The following is a 16,527-nucleotide window of genomic DNA, read 5'->3' as shown; positions in this document are numbered from 1 at the left end:
GCGGTCGTGTCGGTCCGGCCGCCGTCGGAGTCAAGGTTTGCGGTGCTCTAAAGCTGTCCCATCGTATTGTCGTGATCGACGGCCTGCCGCTTCAGCCAGGCGACGAAGGCGGTGGCGCTGGGCGAGGGCGGACGGTCGCGAGGCTGGACGACGTAATAGGCGAAGCCGACCGCTTCCGAGCCGTCGGGGAAGGGGGCGACCAGACGGCCCGAGGCCAGGTCGGCCTGGGCCAGGGTCCGTTTGGCCAGGGCGACGCCGCGGCCGGAGACGGCGGCCTCGATCAGCAGGCTGGACTGGTTGAAGCGCGAGCCCCGGCGCGGGTCGGGGTGGCGCACGCCGCGCGCCTTCAGCCACATGGCCCAGTCGGGGCGGCTGGGGTCGCCGTCGTTGGACATGTCGTGCAGCAGGGTGTGGCGCATCAGGTCGGCGGGTTTGCGGATCGGATGTTCGCCGTCCATCAGAGACGGGGCGCAGACGGGCAGGACCGTTTCGGTCATCAGCCGGTCCACGGTCAGGCCGGGGTAGTCGCCGGGGCCGTAGCGGATGGCCAGATCCACCTTGCCCTCGGTCAGGTCGGCCGGCTCCATGTCGGCCGAGATCCAAAGCTCGATCTCGGGATGGGCGGCGTGGAAGTCGTCCATGCGCGGCATCAGCCATTTGGAGGCGAAGCCGGGGGCGATGCTGATCGACACCTGTTTGCGGCGCGGCGGTTCGCGCAGCAGGGCCGAGGCGTCCATCAGCCGCTCGAACCCCTCGCGCAGCAGGGGGACCGAGGATCGACCGAGGTCGGTCAGCTGGAGACCCCGCGCCTCGCGCACGAACAGGGGGCCGCCGACGATGTCCTCCAGCAGGCGGATCTGCTGGCTGACGGCGCCCGGCGTCACCGCCAGTTCGTCGGCGGCGCGCGAGAAGTTCAGGTGACGCGCGGCGGCTTCGAAGGCGCGCAGGGCATTGAGTGGAAGCAGGGAACGGGCCATCGCCGTTAGAAATCCTATCAGCGTGCCAAAGGCAATCTGGTTTGCGGGTCTGGACGGGGAGGCCGATGGTTCGGGTTCCGCCGCCGTCCCTCCTTCCCCTGATGACGGCCCTGAAAGCAAGACGATGCGTGTATTTCTCGCCTCCATTCCGCTGGAGGCCGCCAAGATTGTGATCATCGGCGGCGGCGAGCCCGCCCTGGCCAAGCTGCGGCTGTTCCTGAACACGCCGGCCCAGCTGCTGTGGTTCGCGCCTGACGGCGCCCCGCCGAAGATGGAAGTCCCGCTGAGCGCGCCGGAGCCGGTGCTGCGCGCGCCCGAGGCCCAGGATCTGGCGGGGGCGCGTCTGGTGTTCATGGCGCTGGACGACGCCGACGAACTGACGCGGCTGGGCGCCCTGGCGCGGGCGGCGGGGGCTCAGGTCAATGTGGTGGACAAACCCCATCTGAGCGACTTCCAGACCCCGGCCCTGATCGACCGGGACGAGGTGGTGATCGGGGTCGCCACTGGGGGATCGGCGCCCATACTGGCCCGCGACGTGCGCTCGCGGATCGAGGGTGTTCTGCCGGCCGGCCTGGCCAATGTCGCCCGAATGGCGCGCGAACTGCGCGATACGGTGAAGGCCAGCGTGCCGGACTTCATGGCCCGGCGGCGGTTCTGGGAGAAGGCGTTCCGGGGTCCGGCGGCCGATCTGGCGGCGGCGGGCCGCACGGCCGAGGCGCGGCGCGAGATGCTGCGGCTGCTGAACGTCGCCGCGCCCGAACAGGGGGTGGTCCATATCGTCGGGGCGGGGCCGGGCGATCCGGAGCTGCTGACCCTGAAGGCGCTGCGGGTGCTGCAGGATGCCGACGTCATTATTCACGACCGGCTGGTGCCGGAGGCCGTGCTGGAACGGGCGCGGCGCGACGCCAAGCGGCTGTATGTCGGCAAGGCGCGCGGCGAACATTCGGTGCCCCAGGATCAGATCGAGGCCCTGATGATCGAGGAGGCCAAGGCCGGTCACCGGGTGGTGCGGTTGAAGGGCGGCGATCCCTTCGTCTTCGGGCGCGGCGGCGAGGAGCTGGAGGCGATGCGGGCGGCCGGGGTTCCGGTCTTTGTGGTGCCGGGGGTGACGGCGGCCCTGGCCTGCGCGGCTTCGGCCGGGATCCCTCTGACGCACCGCGAGCACGCCCAGGCGGTGACCTTCGTGACGGCCCAGGCCAAGCCGGGCGGCGTTGACGCCGACTGGACCCGACTGGCGGCCCCGAACCATACCCTGGCCATCTATATGGGCGTGGACCGGGCCGAGGAGACGGCGGCCAGGCTGATGGCGGCCGGCCGCGCGGGCACGACACCCGTGGCCGTCGTCGAGAACGGCAGCCGGCCGGATGAGCGGGTGCTGACCGGCCGGCTCGACGGGCTGGGCGCCCTGGTGCGCGGCGCGGACCTGACCGGTCCGGCCCTGGTGTTCGTGGGCGAGACGGCGGCGTTTTCGGCGGCCCAGCCGGACGTGCGGACGGAGGCGGCGGCATGAAGATCGTCACCGCAAACCGCCTGTCGGACGGGCGCGTCATCTATGCGGGCGTGGACAATCAGCCGGTCGAGCGCCTGGACCAGGCCTCGACCCTGGACGACGCGGCGGCCGAGATCGTGCTGGCCGAGGTGGCGGCGCGGCCGGACGTGTTCGTCAATCCCTATCTGGTCGAGGTTCAGGATCGCGCGCCCTCGGGCCGGGATCGGCTGAAGGAGCGGATTCGCGCCGCCGGTCCGACCGTCGGCCACAGCGTCGCGGGAGGCGTGGGCTGATGTATCGCTATGACGAGTTCGACCACGCCCTGGTGCGTGAGCGGGTGGCGGAGTTTTCCGACCAGGTGGCGCGCCGCGCCTCCGGCGCCCTGACCGAGGACGAGTTCAAGCCGCTGCGGCTGATGAACGGGGTCTATCTGCAGCTTCACGCCTATATGCTGCGGGTCGCCATTCCCTATGGAACGTTCAACAGTCGGCAGATGCGGCGGCTGGCCCATATCGCCCGCACCTATGACAAGGGCTACGGCCATTTCACCACGCGGACGAACATCCAGTACAACTGGCCGGCCCTGACGGACCTGCCGGCGATCCTGAGCGATCTGGCCGATGTCGAGATGCACGCCATCCAGACCTCGGGCAACTGCATCCGCAACACCACGACCGACGTCTTCGCCGGGGCGGCGGAGGACGAGATCGAGGATCCGCGGCCCTGGTGCGAGATCATCCGACAGTGGTCGACGATCCATCCGGAGTTCAGCTTCCTGCCGCGCAAGTTCAAGATCGCGGTCATCGGCGCCGAGAAGGATAGGGCGGCGATCCGCACCCACGACGTGGGGCTGCAGATCGTGCGCGGCGAAGACGGCGGGACCGCCTTCCGCGTCTTCGTCGGGGGCGGGCAGGGACGCCTGCCCCATATCGGGCAGGAGATCGCGTCCAGCGTCCCGGCTGCGGACCTGCTGGCCTATCTGACCGCCATATTGCGGGCGTGGAACCTCTTGGGACGGCGCGACAATATCCATAAGGCGCGGATCAAGATCCTGGTCGCTTCGGTCGGGCTGGAGGCCTTCCGCGAGGAGGTGGACAAACACTACGCCACCCTGCGCCTGGAAGACCTGCGGATCCCGGAGGACGAGGCCGAGCGGATCAAGGCCTATTTCGCCCCGCCGCCGTTTGAGGATCTGCCCAGGAGCAGCGCGCCGTTCGAGCGCGCCCTGCTGGCCGATCCGGACTTTGCGCGGTTTGCGCGGAACAATGTGCGGCGTCACCGGCAGCCGGGTTACGCCTCGGTGGTGGTGTCGCTGAAGCCGGTCGGCGGCGTGCCGGGCGACATCACGGCGGACCAGATGGACGCGGTTGCTGATCTAGCCGAGCGATACGCCTTCGACGAACTGCGGGCCGCCTATGAGCAGAACCTGGTCCTGCCCCATGTGAAGCTGGACGACGTGCCGACGGTCTGGCGGGCGCTGCTGGAGGCGGGGCTGGCGACGGCCAACGCCGACCTGGCGACCGACGTCATCGCCTGCCCGGGTCTGGACTATTGCAGCCTGGCCAACGCCCGGTCGATCCCGGTGGCCCAGGCCCTGTCGAAACGGCTGGCGGACCTGGACTATCAGGAGAAGCTGGGGCCGGTGCGTATCAATATGAGCGGGTGCATCAACGCCTGCGGCCACCATCACGTCGGCCACATCGGGGTGCTGGGCGTCGACCGGAAGGGCGAGGAATACTACCAGATCACGGTCGGCGGCTCGCCCGACGAACAGGCGGCGCTCGGCGACATCGTCGGCAAGAGCCTGCCCGCCGATGAGGTCGCGCCCGCCATCCAGCGGACTCTGGACCGCTATCTGCAAATCCGCGCCGAGGGCGAGCGGTTCATCGACACGGTGCGCCGTGTCGGACCCGATCCCTTCCGCGACGCCATCTATGAGACGCTCGATGCTGCAAACGCTTGAGGGAGTTCAGAACGGACCGCGCCTGCCGGTGACGACCCCGCTGGAGGAGGTCGAGGCGGCCGCCGCCGCAACCGACGTCCTGGTGCTGGAGTTTGACGCCTTTCGCGACGGGCGCGGCTTCTCGCTGGCGGCGGTGCTGCGCGAGCGGGGCTACGCTGGGCGGCTGATCGCGGCGGGCAAGGTCCTGCCGGACCAGGCGCGCCATCTGCGGCGGTCGGGATTCGATGCGGTGGAACTGGCGCCGGGCGCTGACACGGCGGCCTGGGCGCGGATGGATCAGGCTTTCAGCGGCTCCTATCAGCCGGCTGTCGATCCGGCCCCGACCATCTGGCAAAGGCGGCGGGCGGCGTCGAACGATCGGGATCTGCAGGCCCTGGCCGACCGGTTGAACCGCCAGACCGAGGGCAAGGAGGCGTCCGAGATCCTGAAGGCGGCGCTGGATCCGGCCCTGGGCCTGCGCGTCGGCGCCATATCCTCGTTCGGGGCGGAATCGGCGGCCCTGCTGCACATCGTGGCCGAGACGGACCCGAACCTGCCGGTCGTCTTCCTGGAGACCGGCCAGCATTTCCTGCAGACCCTGTCCTATCGCACCCAGCTGACCAAGGCTCTGGGGCTGACCGACGTGCGGCTGGTCACGCCGGATGCGAACGAGAAGGCGGCGCTGGACGCCCGCGACGACCTGTGGAAGACGGACGCCGACGCCTGCTGCGACCTGCGGAAGGTGCGGCCCCTGGCGCGGGCGACGGTCGGGTTCAACGCCCTGATCACCGGGCGCAAACGCTATCAGGCCGCGACCCGCGCGGCGTTGAAACCGTTCGAGGTGCTGGACGGGGTGCTGCGGATCAATCCGCTGGCGGACTGGGACGCCGACGCCGTCGAGGCCTGGCTGGAGGCGCACGACCTGCCCCGTCATCCCTTGGTCGAGCAGGGCTACCGCTCTATCGGCTGCTGGCCCTGCACCCGCGCCGTCGAAGACGACGAAGACGCGCGGGCCGGACGCTGGTCGGGGATGGACAAGGTCGAATGCGGCATCCACCTAGGCAAGCGTCAGGTCGCCGCCTGATCGTCCTCCCGTTCGACCTCGCCTGAAAGCTGAAACGTGTCCGTCACACCGTCTGTCATCGACCTGATCGGCCATACGCCGCTGGTCCGCCTGAATCGCCTGTCCGACGAGACGGGCTGCGAAATCCTGGGCAAGGCCGAGTTCATGAACCCCGGCGGCTCGATCAAGGACCGCGCCGCCCTGTCCATCGTTCAGGGCGCGCGGGCGTCGGGCGCGCTGAAGCCCGGCGGCGCCATCGTCGAGGGCACGGCGGGCAATACCGGCATCGGCCTGGCCCTGGTCGGGGCGGCCCTGGGCCATCCGGTGGTCATCGTCATGCCCCGCACCCAGTCGGAGGAGAAGAAGTCGGCCATCCGGTCGCTGGGCGCACGCCTGGTCGAGGTGGACGCCGCCCCCTTCTCCAGTCCCAACCATTTCGTCCATTATTCGGGCCGTCTGGCGACCGAGCTGAACGAGAGCGAGGAGGCGGGCGCTATCTGGGCGAACCAGTTCGACAACACCGCCAACCGAGACGCCCATTATACGACGACAGCGCCGGAAATCTGGGAACAGACGGGCGGCCAGATCGACGCCTTCGTCTCGGCCGTGGGGTCGGGCGGCACCATCTCGGGCGTCGCCGCCTATCTGCGCGAGAAGAAGCCCGAGGTGACCATCGCCCTGGCCGATCCCGCCGGCGCGGCCCTGTTCAACTGGTTCACCAAGGGCGAGATGACGGGCGAGGGCTCGTCGATCACCGAGGGAATCGGGGTGGCGCGGATCACCGGCAATCTGGAGGGGTTCAAGCCGGATTACGCCTACCGGATCGAGGATGCGGAGTTTCTGCCGATCCTGTTCGATCTGGTGAAGTACGAAGGCCTGTCGTTGGGCGGATCGGCCGGAGTGAACATCGCCGGCGCCGTGCGGCTGGCGCGCGAGATCGGGCCGGGCAAGACCATCGTCACCTGCCTGTGCGATCCGGGGTCGCGCTATGCGTCCAAGCTGTTCAATCCGGAATTCCTGACGTCGAAGGGCCTGCCGGTTCCGGCGTGGGCTTAAGACCCTCTCCCGCTCGCGGGAGAGGTGGCCCGGCGTCCGCGCAGCGGACCAGGGTCGGAGAGGGGAGTCTCGTTTGAACAGAAGACTTCCCCCATCGTCAGGCGTGTCGCTGCGCGCCACGACCTGACACTTCCCCCGCAAGCGGGGGAAGGTCCTATTTCTCCGCCGCGATCCAGGCGTCCATGCGCTGATCCAGCAGGGCCAGCGGCAGCGGGCCCTCCGTCAGCAGGGCGTCGTGGAAGGTGCGGATGTTGAACTTCGGCCCCAGTTCGCGTTCCGCCCGAGCGCGGATCTCGCGCAGGCGGATCTCGCCGATCTTGTAGGCCGTGGCCTGGCCGGGCCAGCCGATGTAGCGCTGAAGCTCGGTCTCGATATTGTGGGACGCCAGGGCCGAGTTGTCGCGGAAACAGGCGCGGGCCTCTTCCTCTGTCCAGCCCATCCAGTGCAGGCCGGTGTCGGCCACCAGGCGGCAGGCGCGCCACATTTCATAGGACAGGCGGCCGAAGCGCTCATAGGGCGTGCGGTAGAAGCCCATCTCCTCGCCCAGATATTCGGCGTACAGGCCCCAGCCCTCGGTGAAGGCGGTGACATTGGCCTGGCGACGGAAATAGGGCTGGTCCTCGGCTTCCTGTTGCAGGGCGATCTGGAGGTGGTGGCCGGGCACGGCCTCGTGCAGGGTCAAGGCCGGCAGTTCGTACAGGGGGCGCTGGTCCAGCTTGGACGTGTTGACCACATAGTGTCCAGGGACGCCGTTCTGCATCGAGCCGGGATTGTAGCGGCCGGTGGTGTAGGTCGCCTCGATCTGCGGCGGGACCGGCTGCACGTCATAGGGCAGGCGAGGCAGGGTGGCGAACAGGGCGGGCAGGCCGCCGTCCGCACGCTTGGCCATCTCCGACGCCTTCTCCAGCAGGTCCTCGCGCGTCTTGGCGTAGAACTGGGGTTCGGTGCGCAGGAAGTTCAAAAAGCCGGCGAAGTCGCCGGTCCAGCCGGCGGCCTTCATCTCGACCTCCATCCGGGCGCGGATGCGGGCGACCTCGGACAGGCCGATCTGGTGGATCTGGTCCGGCGTCAGGTCCGTGGTGGTGTGGCCGCGCACCAGATAGGCGTAGAGGGCCTTGCCGCCGGGGCGGTTGCCCAGGCCGGGCTCGATCGGAGCCTTGGGCAGGTATTCGGTCTCCAGGAAGGCCAGCCAGTCCTGGCGTGCGGGGACGATGACTGCGGCGACCGCAGCGGCGGCCTCGGCCCTCAGCCGGTCGCGGTCGGCGGGGGCGATGGTGGTCGGCAGGGTGGCGAAGGGTTTGAGCAGGGGCTCGTCCTCGGGCGTGATCGCCACGTCGTTGCGCGCCCCGGCCAGGGCGCTTTCGGTGACGGAGCGGGGCTGGACCATGCCGGTGGCGAGACCCCGCCGGGCGTTGTCGGTGGTCTGGGCGTAGATGTCGCCAAAGCCCCGTATGCGCCGGATATAGGCCTGGGCCTCCGCCACCGTGTTCAGTCGGGTGCTCTGGCCGACATAGAGGGCCCAGGTTCCCGGCCCGCCTTCGCTGTCGAAGGCCAGGCGAGAGGCGTCGTAATCCAGACCCTCGACGCCGCGCTTCAGGCTGTACAGCAGAAAGGCGTGATTGATCCGCGCCGCCTGGGAAAGACTTGCCGGGTCGATGGTCTCGAGCCGGGCGACGAAGGCTTCCAGCGGCGCGCGCTGGGCCAGTTCGAAGGCGCGCGACAGGTCGGGAACCCGGCCCATGGCCTCCACATCGCCCTCTCCGCCCGCAGCGAAGGGGTCGATCGCCTTCAGATAGGTTTCGTAGTCCGCGATCAGGGCGTTCAGGGCCGCCTCAGCCGGGCGGGCCGTCGCCGGCGCCGTCACCGGGCCCCCCGTCTGCGCAGCCTGCGGGGCCGCAGCCGCGCCGGTCGCCGCCGTCGCCAAACCGGCCGCAACGGCCAAACCGATGATCTTCATGACGCCCTCCGCTTTCCACCGCCACGCAAGCGGAGCGGACGGGGGGCGTCAAGCCGTCATCCGCAGGCGGCGAAGAAGCGTTCGATCTCGGCCAGGGCGGCGGGGCGGGCGGCGTAGGCGTGACGTTCGTCCCCGTCCCAGACGGCGATCCAGCCCAGCCGGCGGAACCGCTGGAAGACGGGGTCCTTGGTGCTGGCGCGGGCCTGGGCGTAGTAGCCGTCGCTGATCGCCGCCTCTTCAGAAGTGGCGCGATAGGTTTCGGTGTCGCCGCCGGACTCCAGCCGCAGCTGGCGCGCCGGCTTGTCGAGTATGGCGGCCAGATCCAGGGTGTCGGAACCGGGACGGCAGAAGAGCTGAAGCTTGACCTCGTCGCTGTGGGCCATGCCGTAGACCAGGGCCTGTTGCGGCGGCTCGTCCGTGTTGCGGATCCAGTCGTAGCCCGGCGTCGGGGCGGGGGCGGATGCGGCCGGGGACAGGTCGGCCGTCGGCGGCTGGGTCGCGCAGGCGGCCAGGGCCGCGACGGACAGAAGGGGCGGGATCAGCTTAAGCCGGGACATCGTCGGTCTCCTCAACCGGCGCAACGGTCCGCCAAACGGCGCAGCTTGGCAAGATGGGCGCGGGGGATGGCCACCCGGTCTGTTCGATCGCCCGTCTGAATGGTCAGATCGCCCGAGCCGACGAAGGCGGCGAACAGCGGATGGTCGGTGCGGACCGTCACCTGCAGCCGTCCCCGCCGTCCGAACCGGGCCGGACTGGTCGCGGCGACGTCGCCGGAGCTCAGGCGCGCGAAGGCGGCGCCGGGCGCCGGGGCGTCTTCCTTGTATACGGTAAGGTCCACGACGCCTGAGCGCGGATCACATTCCACGGTGGCGCGAAGATTGGGCGTGTCGGGCGCCTCATTGGCCAGAACGACCGGACCCTCGTTCTCATAAAGGGTCCAGGTCCAGACCGGGGCGGCGTGCGGAGCTCCCGCCTGGCCGAAAGCCAGGAGGGCGGCGAGAATGAGGTTCATCGGTCGGCCCTGCTGGCGGTGGAAGTCAAGCCTGCGTCAGCCGCGTATTTTGTCAAGCGCGCGAAGATCCGCAATAGGCCAGAAAGTCCGCGATCATCCGCCGCTCGGCCCTGTCAGCGGTCAGGTCGAACTGGCCTGCATCGCCCTGAACCCGCATCACGCCGCGGTCGGCGAGACCCTTCAGACTGGCGTCCTGCAAGGACAGGCGCGACTCCGTAGCGTCGCCGCCGGTCAAGGGATCGATAAGGCTGGGACCGTGCGAGGCGTTGATCAGGCGAGGCGTGTCCGGCTGAACGTCGCCATAGACCACGGCCGTCCGGTCGCCGGGCGAGCAGGTGACCATCAGGGCCAACTGATCGGAGTTGGCCACGCCGTAGGCCAGCTTGGCCATGGCGCCCTCGTGGCTCAGATGCCAGGCCATGGCCGGCGTTTCCGCCGACATATGGGCCGAGGGCTCGGTCGCCTGCGGCTTGGCGGCGAAGGCGACCAAGGCGATGGCAGCGGCGGCGGGGATCAGAACCTTGAACATTTGATTAACTCGCGTCTGACGGTCAAACGCGGGTATCCGTCAACAGTTCACGGCTCCGCTTGTGCGGCTGATGGTTGTGGCTTTCGCGCCGCAGCGGGTCAGAAGGGGCTGAAGCGCTCCACCAGGCTCTGGGCGGCGGGCGTGGCCTGCATCCGGCTGATGTCGCCGCGGCCGCCGTAGGAGATGCGGGCCTCGGCGATTTGGGTGTGGTTGATCGAATTGGCCGAGGAGATGTCTTCCGGCCGCACGATGCCGGCGACGGTCAGTTCGCGAACCTCACGATTGGTGCGGACCTCCTGGCGGCCCTGGATGACCATATTGCCGTTGGCCAGAACCTCGGTGACGACGGCGGCGATGGTCAGAGAGACCTTTTCGGACCGGTTGACCGAGCCCGAGCCCGAGGCGTTCGTTTCGCCTTCCAGCCCGACCATCTTGGCCGGATCGAAACCGCCGGGGAAGGCGCGGCCCAGGCTGCTCTCTAGGCCGAAGAAGTTGGACACTCCGGTCGAGGCGTCGTTGGACCGCGACCGTTGGGTCGTGTTCTGGGTCTGGGCGCGGTCGTCGATGTCGATGCGGACGGTCAGGATGTCGCCGACGTGACGGGCGCGCTGGTCGCCGAAGAAGGTGCGGGCGCCGACCCGCCACAGGCTGTTGGCGCTGGCGGGGGTCGATTCAGTCCGCATCGCCGGGGCGGCCATATAGGCCTGCTGGGTGGGAACCAGGGCGGCGGGATAGCCGATGGGCGCCAGTTGGGGGCCGCGCACCGCCTCGACGGCGGTGGAGCAGGCGCCCAGGGAGGCGGCGGAGACGGCGGCGGCGAGGACGAGCTTACGCATGACGGACTTCCCTAGCGGGCGGCGAATTGTTGAGGATTGGCGCGGACCATGTCGGCGGCGGGACCGGCAAGGGCCTGGCCGGGACCGGAGGCCACGGCGTCGATGATGCGGTTGGAGGCGGTGTTCATGACCGCCACGGGCTCGCCCAGGGCGGCGTTGCGCAGCGCCTTGCCCATGACGCTGAGATTGACGCCCCCGACCTGATAGGTGACGCGCACCATGTCGTTGCGGGCGATGACCTGAGCGCCGGCGGAGACAAAGGCGGGGCGGGCCGTCTGGCCGGCCGAGGCGGCGGCGGTCTGAACCGGGACGGCGGCGGCGCGACGCACGGCGACTCGACGCAGGCCCGTCGGATTGTCCCAGTCCAGACCCGCCTGACGCGCCTGGGCCTGAAGGGCGCCGGCTTCCAGAACGACGGACGGGCCAACGCGCTGGGCCACCACCACCTCAGAGGCGGCGCCCGCGCCCTCGAACAGGTCGCCCAGCGTCACCCGGCCGTCGTCGTCGACAGGGTTGGACTTCAGGACCACCGAGCCGGCTGAGGCGGCGCCGGCGATCGCGGCGAAGACGGCGGTCAGGGCCAGGGCGTTACGAACGATCTTCATGGCTCAGCCCTTCACCTGGGAGGTGACCGACATCATCTGGTCCGCCGTCGATATGACCTTGGAGTTCATCTCATAGGCGCGCTGGGCGATGATCAGGGCGCTGATCTCGGACACCGCATCGACGTTCGAGGCTTCGGTATAGGCCTGCAGGATCTGGCCGAAACCGACGTCGCCGGGCGAGCCGATGTTGGCGGCGCCCGAGGCGGCCGTCTCCAGCAAAAGATTGTCGCCGATCGCTTCCAGCCCCGCCTCGTTGAAGAAGGTCGCCAACTGGATCTGGCCCACGGTGGTCGGCGCCGTCTGACCCTGCTGCGTCGCCTGGACCAGGCCGGTCTTGGAGATGGTCAGCTTGACCGTGTCCTGCGGGATGGAGATCGCCGGTTCCAGAGGATAGCCGTCGTCGGTGACGATCTGGCCTTCGGGGCTGAGCTGCAGATTGCCCGCGCGAGTGTAGCCGATCTCGCCCGAGGGCAGGGTCACCTGGAAATAGCCGCGGCCGTCGATCGCCATGTCATAGGGATTGCCGGTCTGCTGGGGCGTGCCCTGTTCGGTCACGCGATAGACCGCCCCGGCCTTGACGCCGGCGCCGATCTGAATGCCCGTCGGGACGACCGTGCCCTGGCTGGAGGACTGAGCCCCCATCCGTTCGACGTTCTGATAGAGCAGATCCTGGAACTCGGCGCGCTGCTTCTTGAAGCCCACCGTGTTCATGTTGGCGATGTTGTTGGAGATGACCTCCACGTTCAGCTGCTGGGCGGCCATGCCCGAGGCGGCGGTGCGAAGTGCGCGCATGTCCAGGGTTCCTTATGCGACCTTGCCGAGGCGCTCGACGGCGCGACGGCTCAGGTCGGTGGTGTTCTCGATCATCCGGGTGACGCTCTCATAGGCGCGGCTGATCTCGACCAGGTTGGTGATCTCGACGAGGGAGTTGACGTTGGAGGCTTCCAGAGCGCCCTGATGGACCTGGGCGTCGTTCGCCTCGACCGGCTGGGTGTTGGAACCGTTGCGGTAGAGGCCGTCGCCGCCCTTCTCCAAAACGCCCAGGGTATCGAACCGGACGACGGAAAGGCGGCCGGTGATCTGGCCCGCCTGGGTGATGGTCCCGTCCGCGCCGACCGATATGGCGCCCAGCGCAGGGTCCAGCACGATCTCGGCGCCGCCGCTCAGCACAGGCGCGCCCTGTTTGGTCGTCAACCGGCCCTCGGGGTCCAGGGTGAAGGCGCCGTCGCGGGTATAGGCCTCGCCGTTGGCGCCGTCGCGGACGGTGAAGAAGGCGCCTTCTCCGGCGATGGCGAAGTCCAGCGTGCGGCCCGTCTCGGACATGGCGCCCTGGCCGAAGTCCCGGCCGACGCCGTTGTCCAGCACGAAGCTGGCGGACGGCCGGATGGCGTCGTTGCGCGCCCGCTGGCCGATTTCCGTCCCGACCATCAGCTGCTCCACCTTGAAGCCGGTGGTGTCGGCGTTGGCGATGTTGTTGGCCACGATGTCCAGCTCGCGGCGCAGCGTCATCTGACGGGACAGTCCGATATAGGCGGCGTTTTCCACGACGAGGCTCCTTCGGAAATCCCTTACGCAATGACCGTGCCAACAGGGTTAATTCAGGCGCGGCGGGGCTTTGCGGGGGAGGAGGGCCGGGTTCGCCCGGCAAAAACTGCCGTTTGTAAACGTCGCATTAACCAAGCCGGGCCGATCTTCCCCTGTAGATTCTCCGGGGCGAGCGCATGTTGAAACTTGGCAAGAAGAAGGGCGACCCCAACGCCGACGCGGCCGAGGCCGAGGCGGGCGCCGAGGGCGAAGAAGGCGCGCCCAAGAAAAAGAAGCTGCCGATCCTGTTCATCATCGCGCCGGTCGCCCTGCTGGTCCTGGGCGGCGGCGGCGCGGCGGCCTTCTTCCTGATGAAGCCCAAGCCGGCCGAGGCGCATGGCGAGGAAGCCGCCGCAGCGGAAGGCGGCCACGGCGAAGCCAAGGCCGAGGAAAAGGGCGGCCACGGCAAGGAAGAGAAGAAGGGCGAGGAAAAGGGCGGCGGCCACGGCGGGGGCGGCAAGGAGGGCGAGGCCGATCCGTCGCTGGGCAAGATTTCGGAAGGGCCGGACGGCGTCACCTTCTACACCCTGCCGGACATGGTGATGAACATCCAGTCGCCGGACGGACGCCCCACCTTCCTGAAGCTCAAGCTGACGCTGGAGATGCATGACGCCGAGGTGGCGACGCATCTGCAGGAAGAAATGCCGCGCCTGCAGGACATGTTCACGGGCTTCGTGCGGGAGCTTCGCCCTGAGGATCTGAGCGGTTCCGCCGGCACCTATCAGCTGCGCGCCGAGCTTCTGCGCCGCATCAATCTGGTCGCCGCGCCGGGCAAGGTCGACGCCGTTCTGATCGAAGAAATGCTGGTGCAATAGGCGATGACCGACGCGCCGATCGATTCCCTGGCCGGACTGGGCGATCCTGCGGACGCCCTGTCCGAGCGCGTCCTGAACCAGGACGAGATCGACAGCCTGCTGGGCTTCGATCTCGGCGACGACGACGGGTCGGAAAAGTCCGGCATTCGCGCCATCATCAACTCGGCGCTCGTCTCATACGAACGCCTGCCGATGCTGGAAATCGTGTTCGACCGCCTGGTGCGGTTGATGACGACCAGCTTGCGCAACTTCACCTCGGACAACGTCGAGGTGTCGCTGGACAACATCTCGTCGATCCGGTTCGGCGACTATCTGAACTCCATCCCTCTGCCGGCCATCCTGGCGGTGTTTCGGGCCGAGGAACTGGACAACTACGGCCTGCTGACCGTCGATTCCAACCTGATCTATTCGATCGTCGACGTGCTGCTGGGCGGCCGTCGCGGCACGGCGGCCCTGCGGATCGAGGGGCGGCCCTACACCACCATCGAACGGGTGCTGGTGCAGCGGATGGTGGAGGTGGTGCTGAACGACGCCCGCCAGGCGTTCGAGCCCTTGACCCCGGTCACCTTCAATCTGGACCGGCTGGAGACCAATCCGCGCTTCGCCGCCATTGCGCGCCCGGCCAACGCCGCCATCCTGATCAAGCTGCGGATCGACATGGAGGATCGCGGCGGACGGATCGAACTGCTCCTGCCCTATGCGACGCTGGAGCCGATCCGCAAGATGCTGCTGCAGCAGTTCATGGGTGAGAAGTTCGGCCGCGACAACATCTGGGAAGGCCACTTGGCCACCGAAATCTGGACCACCGAAACCGAGGTGCGGGCGGTGCTGGACGAGCAGGTCATGCCCCTGTCCAGCGTCTTGAACCTGAAGGTCGGGGACACGATGATGCTGAACGCCACGCCGGATTCGGAGGTTTCGATCCGTGCGGGCTCCATCCCCCTGACGACCGGCCGCATGGGCCGAAAGGGACAACATATCGCCGTGCGCGTCGAAGGGCCGATCAGCCCGGAATCCGCGGCGAGAATAAAGGGCGCGCGCTGATGGCTGGAATGATCATGGACGCCGTCCTGATGCTGCTGCTGGTCGCGGCGGTCGGCTACGGGATCAAGCTGGAGCGCAAGCTGGCGGCCCTTCGCACCGGGCAGATCGCCTTCGCCCAGGCGGTGACCGAGCTGAACGCCGCCGCCGGCCGCGCCGAGGCGGCCCTGGCCAATCTGCGCGCTTCGGGCCAGGAGACGGATCTGCTGCACGACCGGATCATCAAGGCGCGCGAGGTCAAGCAGCAGCTGGAGGTTCTGATCGCGCGGGCCCCGACCGCGACGAGCCGGAGCCGGGAAGAGGAGGCGGTCGCCCGTCCCGAACCGGTTCGTTCGGCCGCGATCGCCCCTTCGCCGGCCGCCCTGGTCAATGACGACGACGAGCGCGCCCGCCGCATGGCCGCCCTGGCCGAACGCATCCAGGGCATGACCCCGACCGTCGCGAGCGCCGCGACGGGCCGGGCGCCGGCCGGGCGCGACAATGTCGCCGCCATCGTCCAGGCCCTGACCGCCGTCGGCTCCGCTAACCAAACCGCAAAACAAAGCCTCAACGCCGCGCGTCGTAATCTGGACGACGACCTGTTCGCCGCCTGAGTTCGGAACTTTCTTTCATGGCCCGCATCCCCCGCCTTCTCCCCCTGATCGCCGTCGCCATCGGCGGGGTCGTCGCCGTGCGCGCCGTCGGCGTCGCGCCGGGCCTGTTCGAAGGCGCCAAGGCCTGGGCCGAGGAGGCTGCGCCGGCCGCCGCCGCTGCGGCGCCCAAGCCCGCCCCGGCCGGCACCTGCGCGCTCTCGCCCGAACAGCTGGCGCAGCAGGCCGGCATTTCTCCGGCCGAGCTGAAGATCATCCAGTCCCTGTCGGCGCGCCGAACCGAGCTGGACGCGCGGGATCAGGACTTCGCCACCACCCTGCCGCTGATGGTCGCCGCCGAGCAGAAGCTGGACGCCAAGGTCAAGGCGCTGGAGGCGCTGAAGGCCGAGATGAAGCAGATGCTGGGCCAGGTCGACGAGCGCGAAAAGGCCGAGATCGACCGGCTGGTTCAGGTCTATTCGGCCATGCGGCCCAAGGACGCCGCCCCCGTCATGGCTTCGCTGGAGGATCGGGTGCGTCTGCCGGTCGCGGCGGCCATGCGGCCGCGCACCTTGGCGGCCGTCATGGCCCAGATGACGCCGGCCCAGGCCAAGGAGCTGACGGAGAAGATGGCCGCCCGCTTCCAGGCGCAGCAGATGGCGGCCCGCGCCGCCGCCGCCGAAGCGACCCCCGCCCCGGCCGCCGCCGCGCCCGCGACGCCGGGTTCTGGTCCGACGGCTGCGTCCCCGGCGCCGACGCCTGCTGCGGCGACCCCGGCGCGTCAGACCCCGCGTCCGGCCGCCCGCCGCCCGGCGAACCGTCCAGCCGCCCGCCCGACCGCGACCCCCGCCGCCGCTCCGGCCAGCGGTCCCCAAGCCTATCAGCCCTCGGCCGCCGACGCCCAGCCGCGCCAGACGGTGCAGTGACGTCCCTTGCGGATTCATCCTTAGTGGGATGACGGCGATCCGCTAACCCATTTGGGCGCATCCTCCCTTCACGCCCGATTTGGGGGCGAGGCATTGAGGATGGTCCGCCATGCTCGGGGAAGTCTT

18 protein-coding genes are annotated in these 16,527 nt (G+C 69.0%); 9 read left to right on the top strand and 9 right to left on the bottom strand.

Annotated features, from left to right (window positions below; genetic code table 11):
* Positions 1–47: 47 nt before the first annotated feature.
* Positions 48–977, bottom strand: coding sequence for a transcriptional regulator GcvA (gene gcvA / locus AC07XS_RS08345; protein WP_054766393.1), 930 nt, complete (start codon positions 975–977; stop codon positions 48–50).
* A 124-nt stretch (positions 978–1,101) separates the two neighbouring features.
* Between gcvA and cysG the strand changes: the two genes are divergently transcribed.
* The 5 genes from cysG to AC07XS_RS08320 are packed head-to-tail and all read left to right on the top strand — an operon-like array spanning position 1,102 to position 6,527.
* Complete coding sequence (gene cysG / locus AC07XS_RS08340; protein ID WP_182714059.1) at positions 1,102–2,487, top strand: siroheme synthase CysG; 1,386 nt, start codon at positions 1,102–1,104, stop codon at positions 2,485–2,487.
* Complete coding sequence (locus AC07XS_RS08335) at positions 2,484–2,759, top strand: DUF2849 domain-containing protein (protein ID WP_152950767.1); 276 nt, start codon at positions 2,484–2,486, stop codon at positions 2,757–2,759. The genes cysG and AC07XS_RS08335 overlap by 4 nt, the downstream gene beginning before the upstream one ends.
* Positions 2,759–4,429 (top strand): nitrite/sulfite reductase, encoded by a 1,671-nt coding sequence (locus AC07XS_RS08330; protein ID WP_182714060.1) that lies wholly within the window; start codon positions 2,759–2,761, stop codon positions 4,427–4,429. Before AC07XS_RS08335 ends, AC07XS_RS08330 begins: the two co-directional genes overlap by 1 nt.
* A complete protein-coding gene (locus AC07XS_RS08325; protein ID WP_182714061.1) occupies positions 4,413–5,492 on the top strand; it encodes a phosphoadenylyl-sulfate reductase in 1,080 nt (359 codons plus the stop codon). Before AC07XS_RS08330 ends, AC07XS_RS08325 begins: the two co-directional genes overlap by 17 nt.
* Before the next feature lie 36 nt (positions 5,493–5,528).
* On the top strand, positions 5,529–6,527 hold the full coding sequence (locus AC07XS_RS08320) for a cysteine synthase A (protein WP_182714062.1): 999 nt from the start codon (positions 5,529–5,531) through the stop codon (positions 6,525–6,527).
* A 154-nt stretch (positions 6,528–6,681) separates the two neighbouring features.
* Here the strand turns inward: AC07XS_RS08320 and AC07XS_RS08315 are convergent, their stop codons facing one another.
* The 8 genes from AC07XS_RS08315 to flgF all read right to left on the bottom strand — a co-directional run bounded on the left by AC07XS_RS08315 (position 6,682) and on the right by flgF (position 13,011).
* Entirely contained in the window at positions 6,682–8,484 is a 1,803-nt protein-coding gene (locus AC07XS_RS08315; protein ID WP_182714063.1) for a DUF885 family protein, read from the bottom strand.
* 56 nt (positions 8,485–8,540) lie between these two features.
* A complete protein-coding gene (locus AC07XS_RS08310; protein WP_054766389.1) occupies positions 8,541–9,041 on the bottom strand; it encodes a hypothetical protein in 501 nt (166 codons plus the stop codon).
* 11 nt (positions 9,042–9,052) lie between these two features.
* Positions 9,053–9,496, bottom strand: coding sequence for a hypothetical protein (locus AC07XS_RS08305; RefSeq protein ID WP_054766388.1), 444 nt, complete (start codon positions 9,494–9,496; stop codon positions 9,053–9,055).
* Between the two features lie 52 nt (positions 9,497–9,548).
* Positions 9,549–10,025 carry a hypothetical protein gene (locus AC07XS_RS08300; RefSeq protein WP_152950761.1) on the bottom strand — a complete coding sequence of 159 codons (477 nt, stop codon included), beginning with the start codon at positions 10,023–10,025 and terminating at the stop codon, positions 9,549–9,551.
* A gap of 98 nt (positions 10,026–10,123) precedes the next feature.
* Positions 10,124–10,861, bottom strand: a complete 738-nt coding sequence (gene flgH / locus AC07XS_RS08295) for a flagellar basal body L-ring protein FlgH (RefSeq protein WP_152950760.1) — start codon at positions 10,859–10,861, stop codon at positions 10,124–10,126.
* Positions 10,862–10,872: 11 nt separating this feature from the next.
* Entirely contained in the window at positions 10,873–11,466 is a 594-nt protein-coding gene (locus tag AC07XS_RS08290; protein WP_182714064.1) for a flagella basal body P-ring formation protein FlgA, read from the bottom strand.
* A 3-nt stretch (positions 11,467–11,469) separates the two neighbouring features.
* Positions 11,470–12,258, bottom strand: a complete 789-nt coding sequence (gene flgG, locus AC07XS_RS08285) for a flagellar basal-body rod protein FlgG (protein ID WP_054766384.1) — start codon at positions 12,256–12,258, stop codon at positions 11,470–11,472.
* Between the two features lie 12 nt (positions 12,259–12,270).
* Positions 12,271–13,011: a flagellar basal-body rod protein FlgF gene (flgF, locus tag AC07XS_RS08280; protein ID WP_182714065.1), complete on the bottom strand. Its 741-nt coding sequence runs from the start codon at positions 13,009–13,011 to the stop codon at positions 12,271–12,273.
* Positions 13,012–13,187: 176 nt separating this feature from the next.
* Here flgF and AC07XS_RS08275 point away from each other — a divergent pair, with 176 nt between their 5' ends.
* From AC07XS_RS08275 to AC07XS_RS08260, 4 genes are read left to right on the top strand one after another with little or no spacing between them, the layout of a single operon-like run.
* Complete coding sequence (locus tag AC07XS_RS08275; protein ID WP_182714066.1) at positions 13,188–13,865, top strand: flagellar basal body-associated FliL family protein; 678 nt, start codon at positions 13,188–13,190, stop codon at positions 13,863–13,865.
* Between the two features lie 3 nt (positions 13,866–13,868).
* Positions 13,869–14,909, top strand: coding sequence for a flagellar motor switch protein FliM (gene fliM, locus AC07XS_RS08270; protein ID WP_054766381.1), 1,041 nt, complete (start codon positions 13,869–13,871; stop codon positions 14,907–14,909).
* Positions 14,909–15,499: a DUF6468 domain-containing protein gene (locus AC07XS_RS08265; protein WP_054766380.1), complete on the top strand. Its 591-nt coding sequence runs from the start codon at positions 14,909–14,911 to the stop codon at positions 15,497–15,499. The genes fliM and AC07XS_RS08265 overlap by 1 nt, the downstream gene beginning before the upstream one ends.
* 17 nt (positions 15,500–15,516) lie before the next feature.
* On the top strand, positions 15,517–16,401 hold the full coding sequence (locus AC07XS_RS08260) for a MotE family protein (RefSeq protein WP_054766379.1): 885 nt from the start codon (positions 15,517–15,519) through the stop codon (positions 16,399–16,401).
* Positions 16,402–16,527 lie beyond the last annotated feature (126 nt).

It is taken from the genome of Brevundimonas sp. GW456-12-10-14-LB3, from assembly GCF_059424365.1.
Note: the sequence above shows the minus strand (reverse complement) of the source record. Positions and strands in the feature narration are given on the sequence as shown.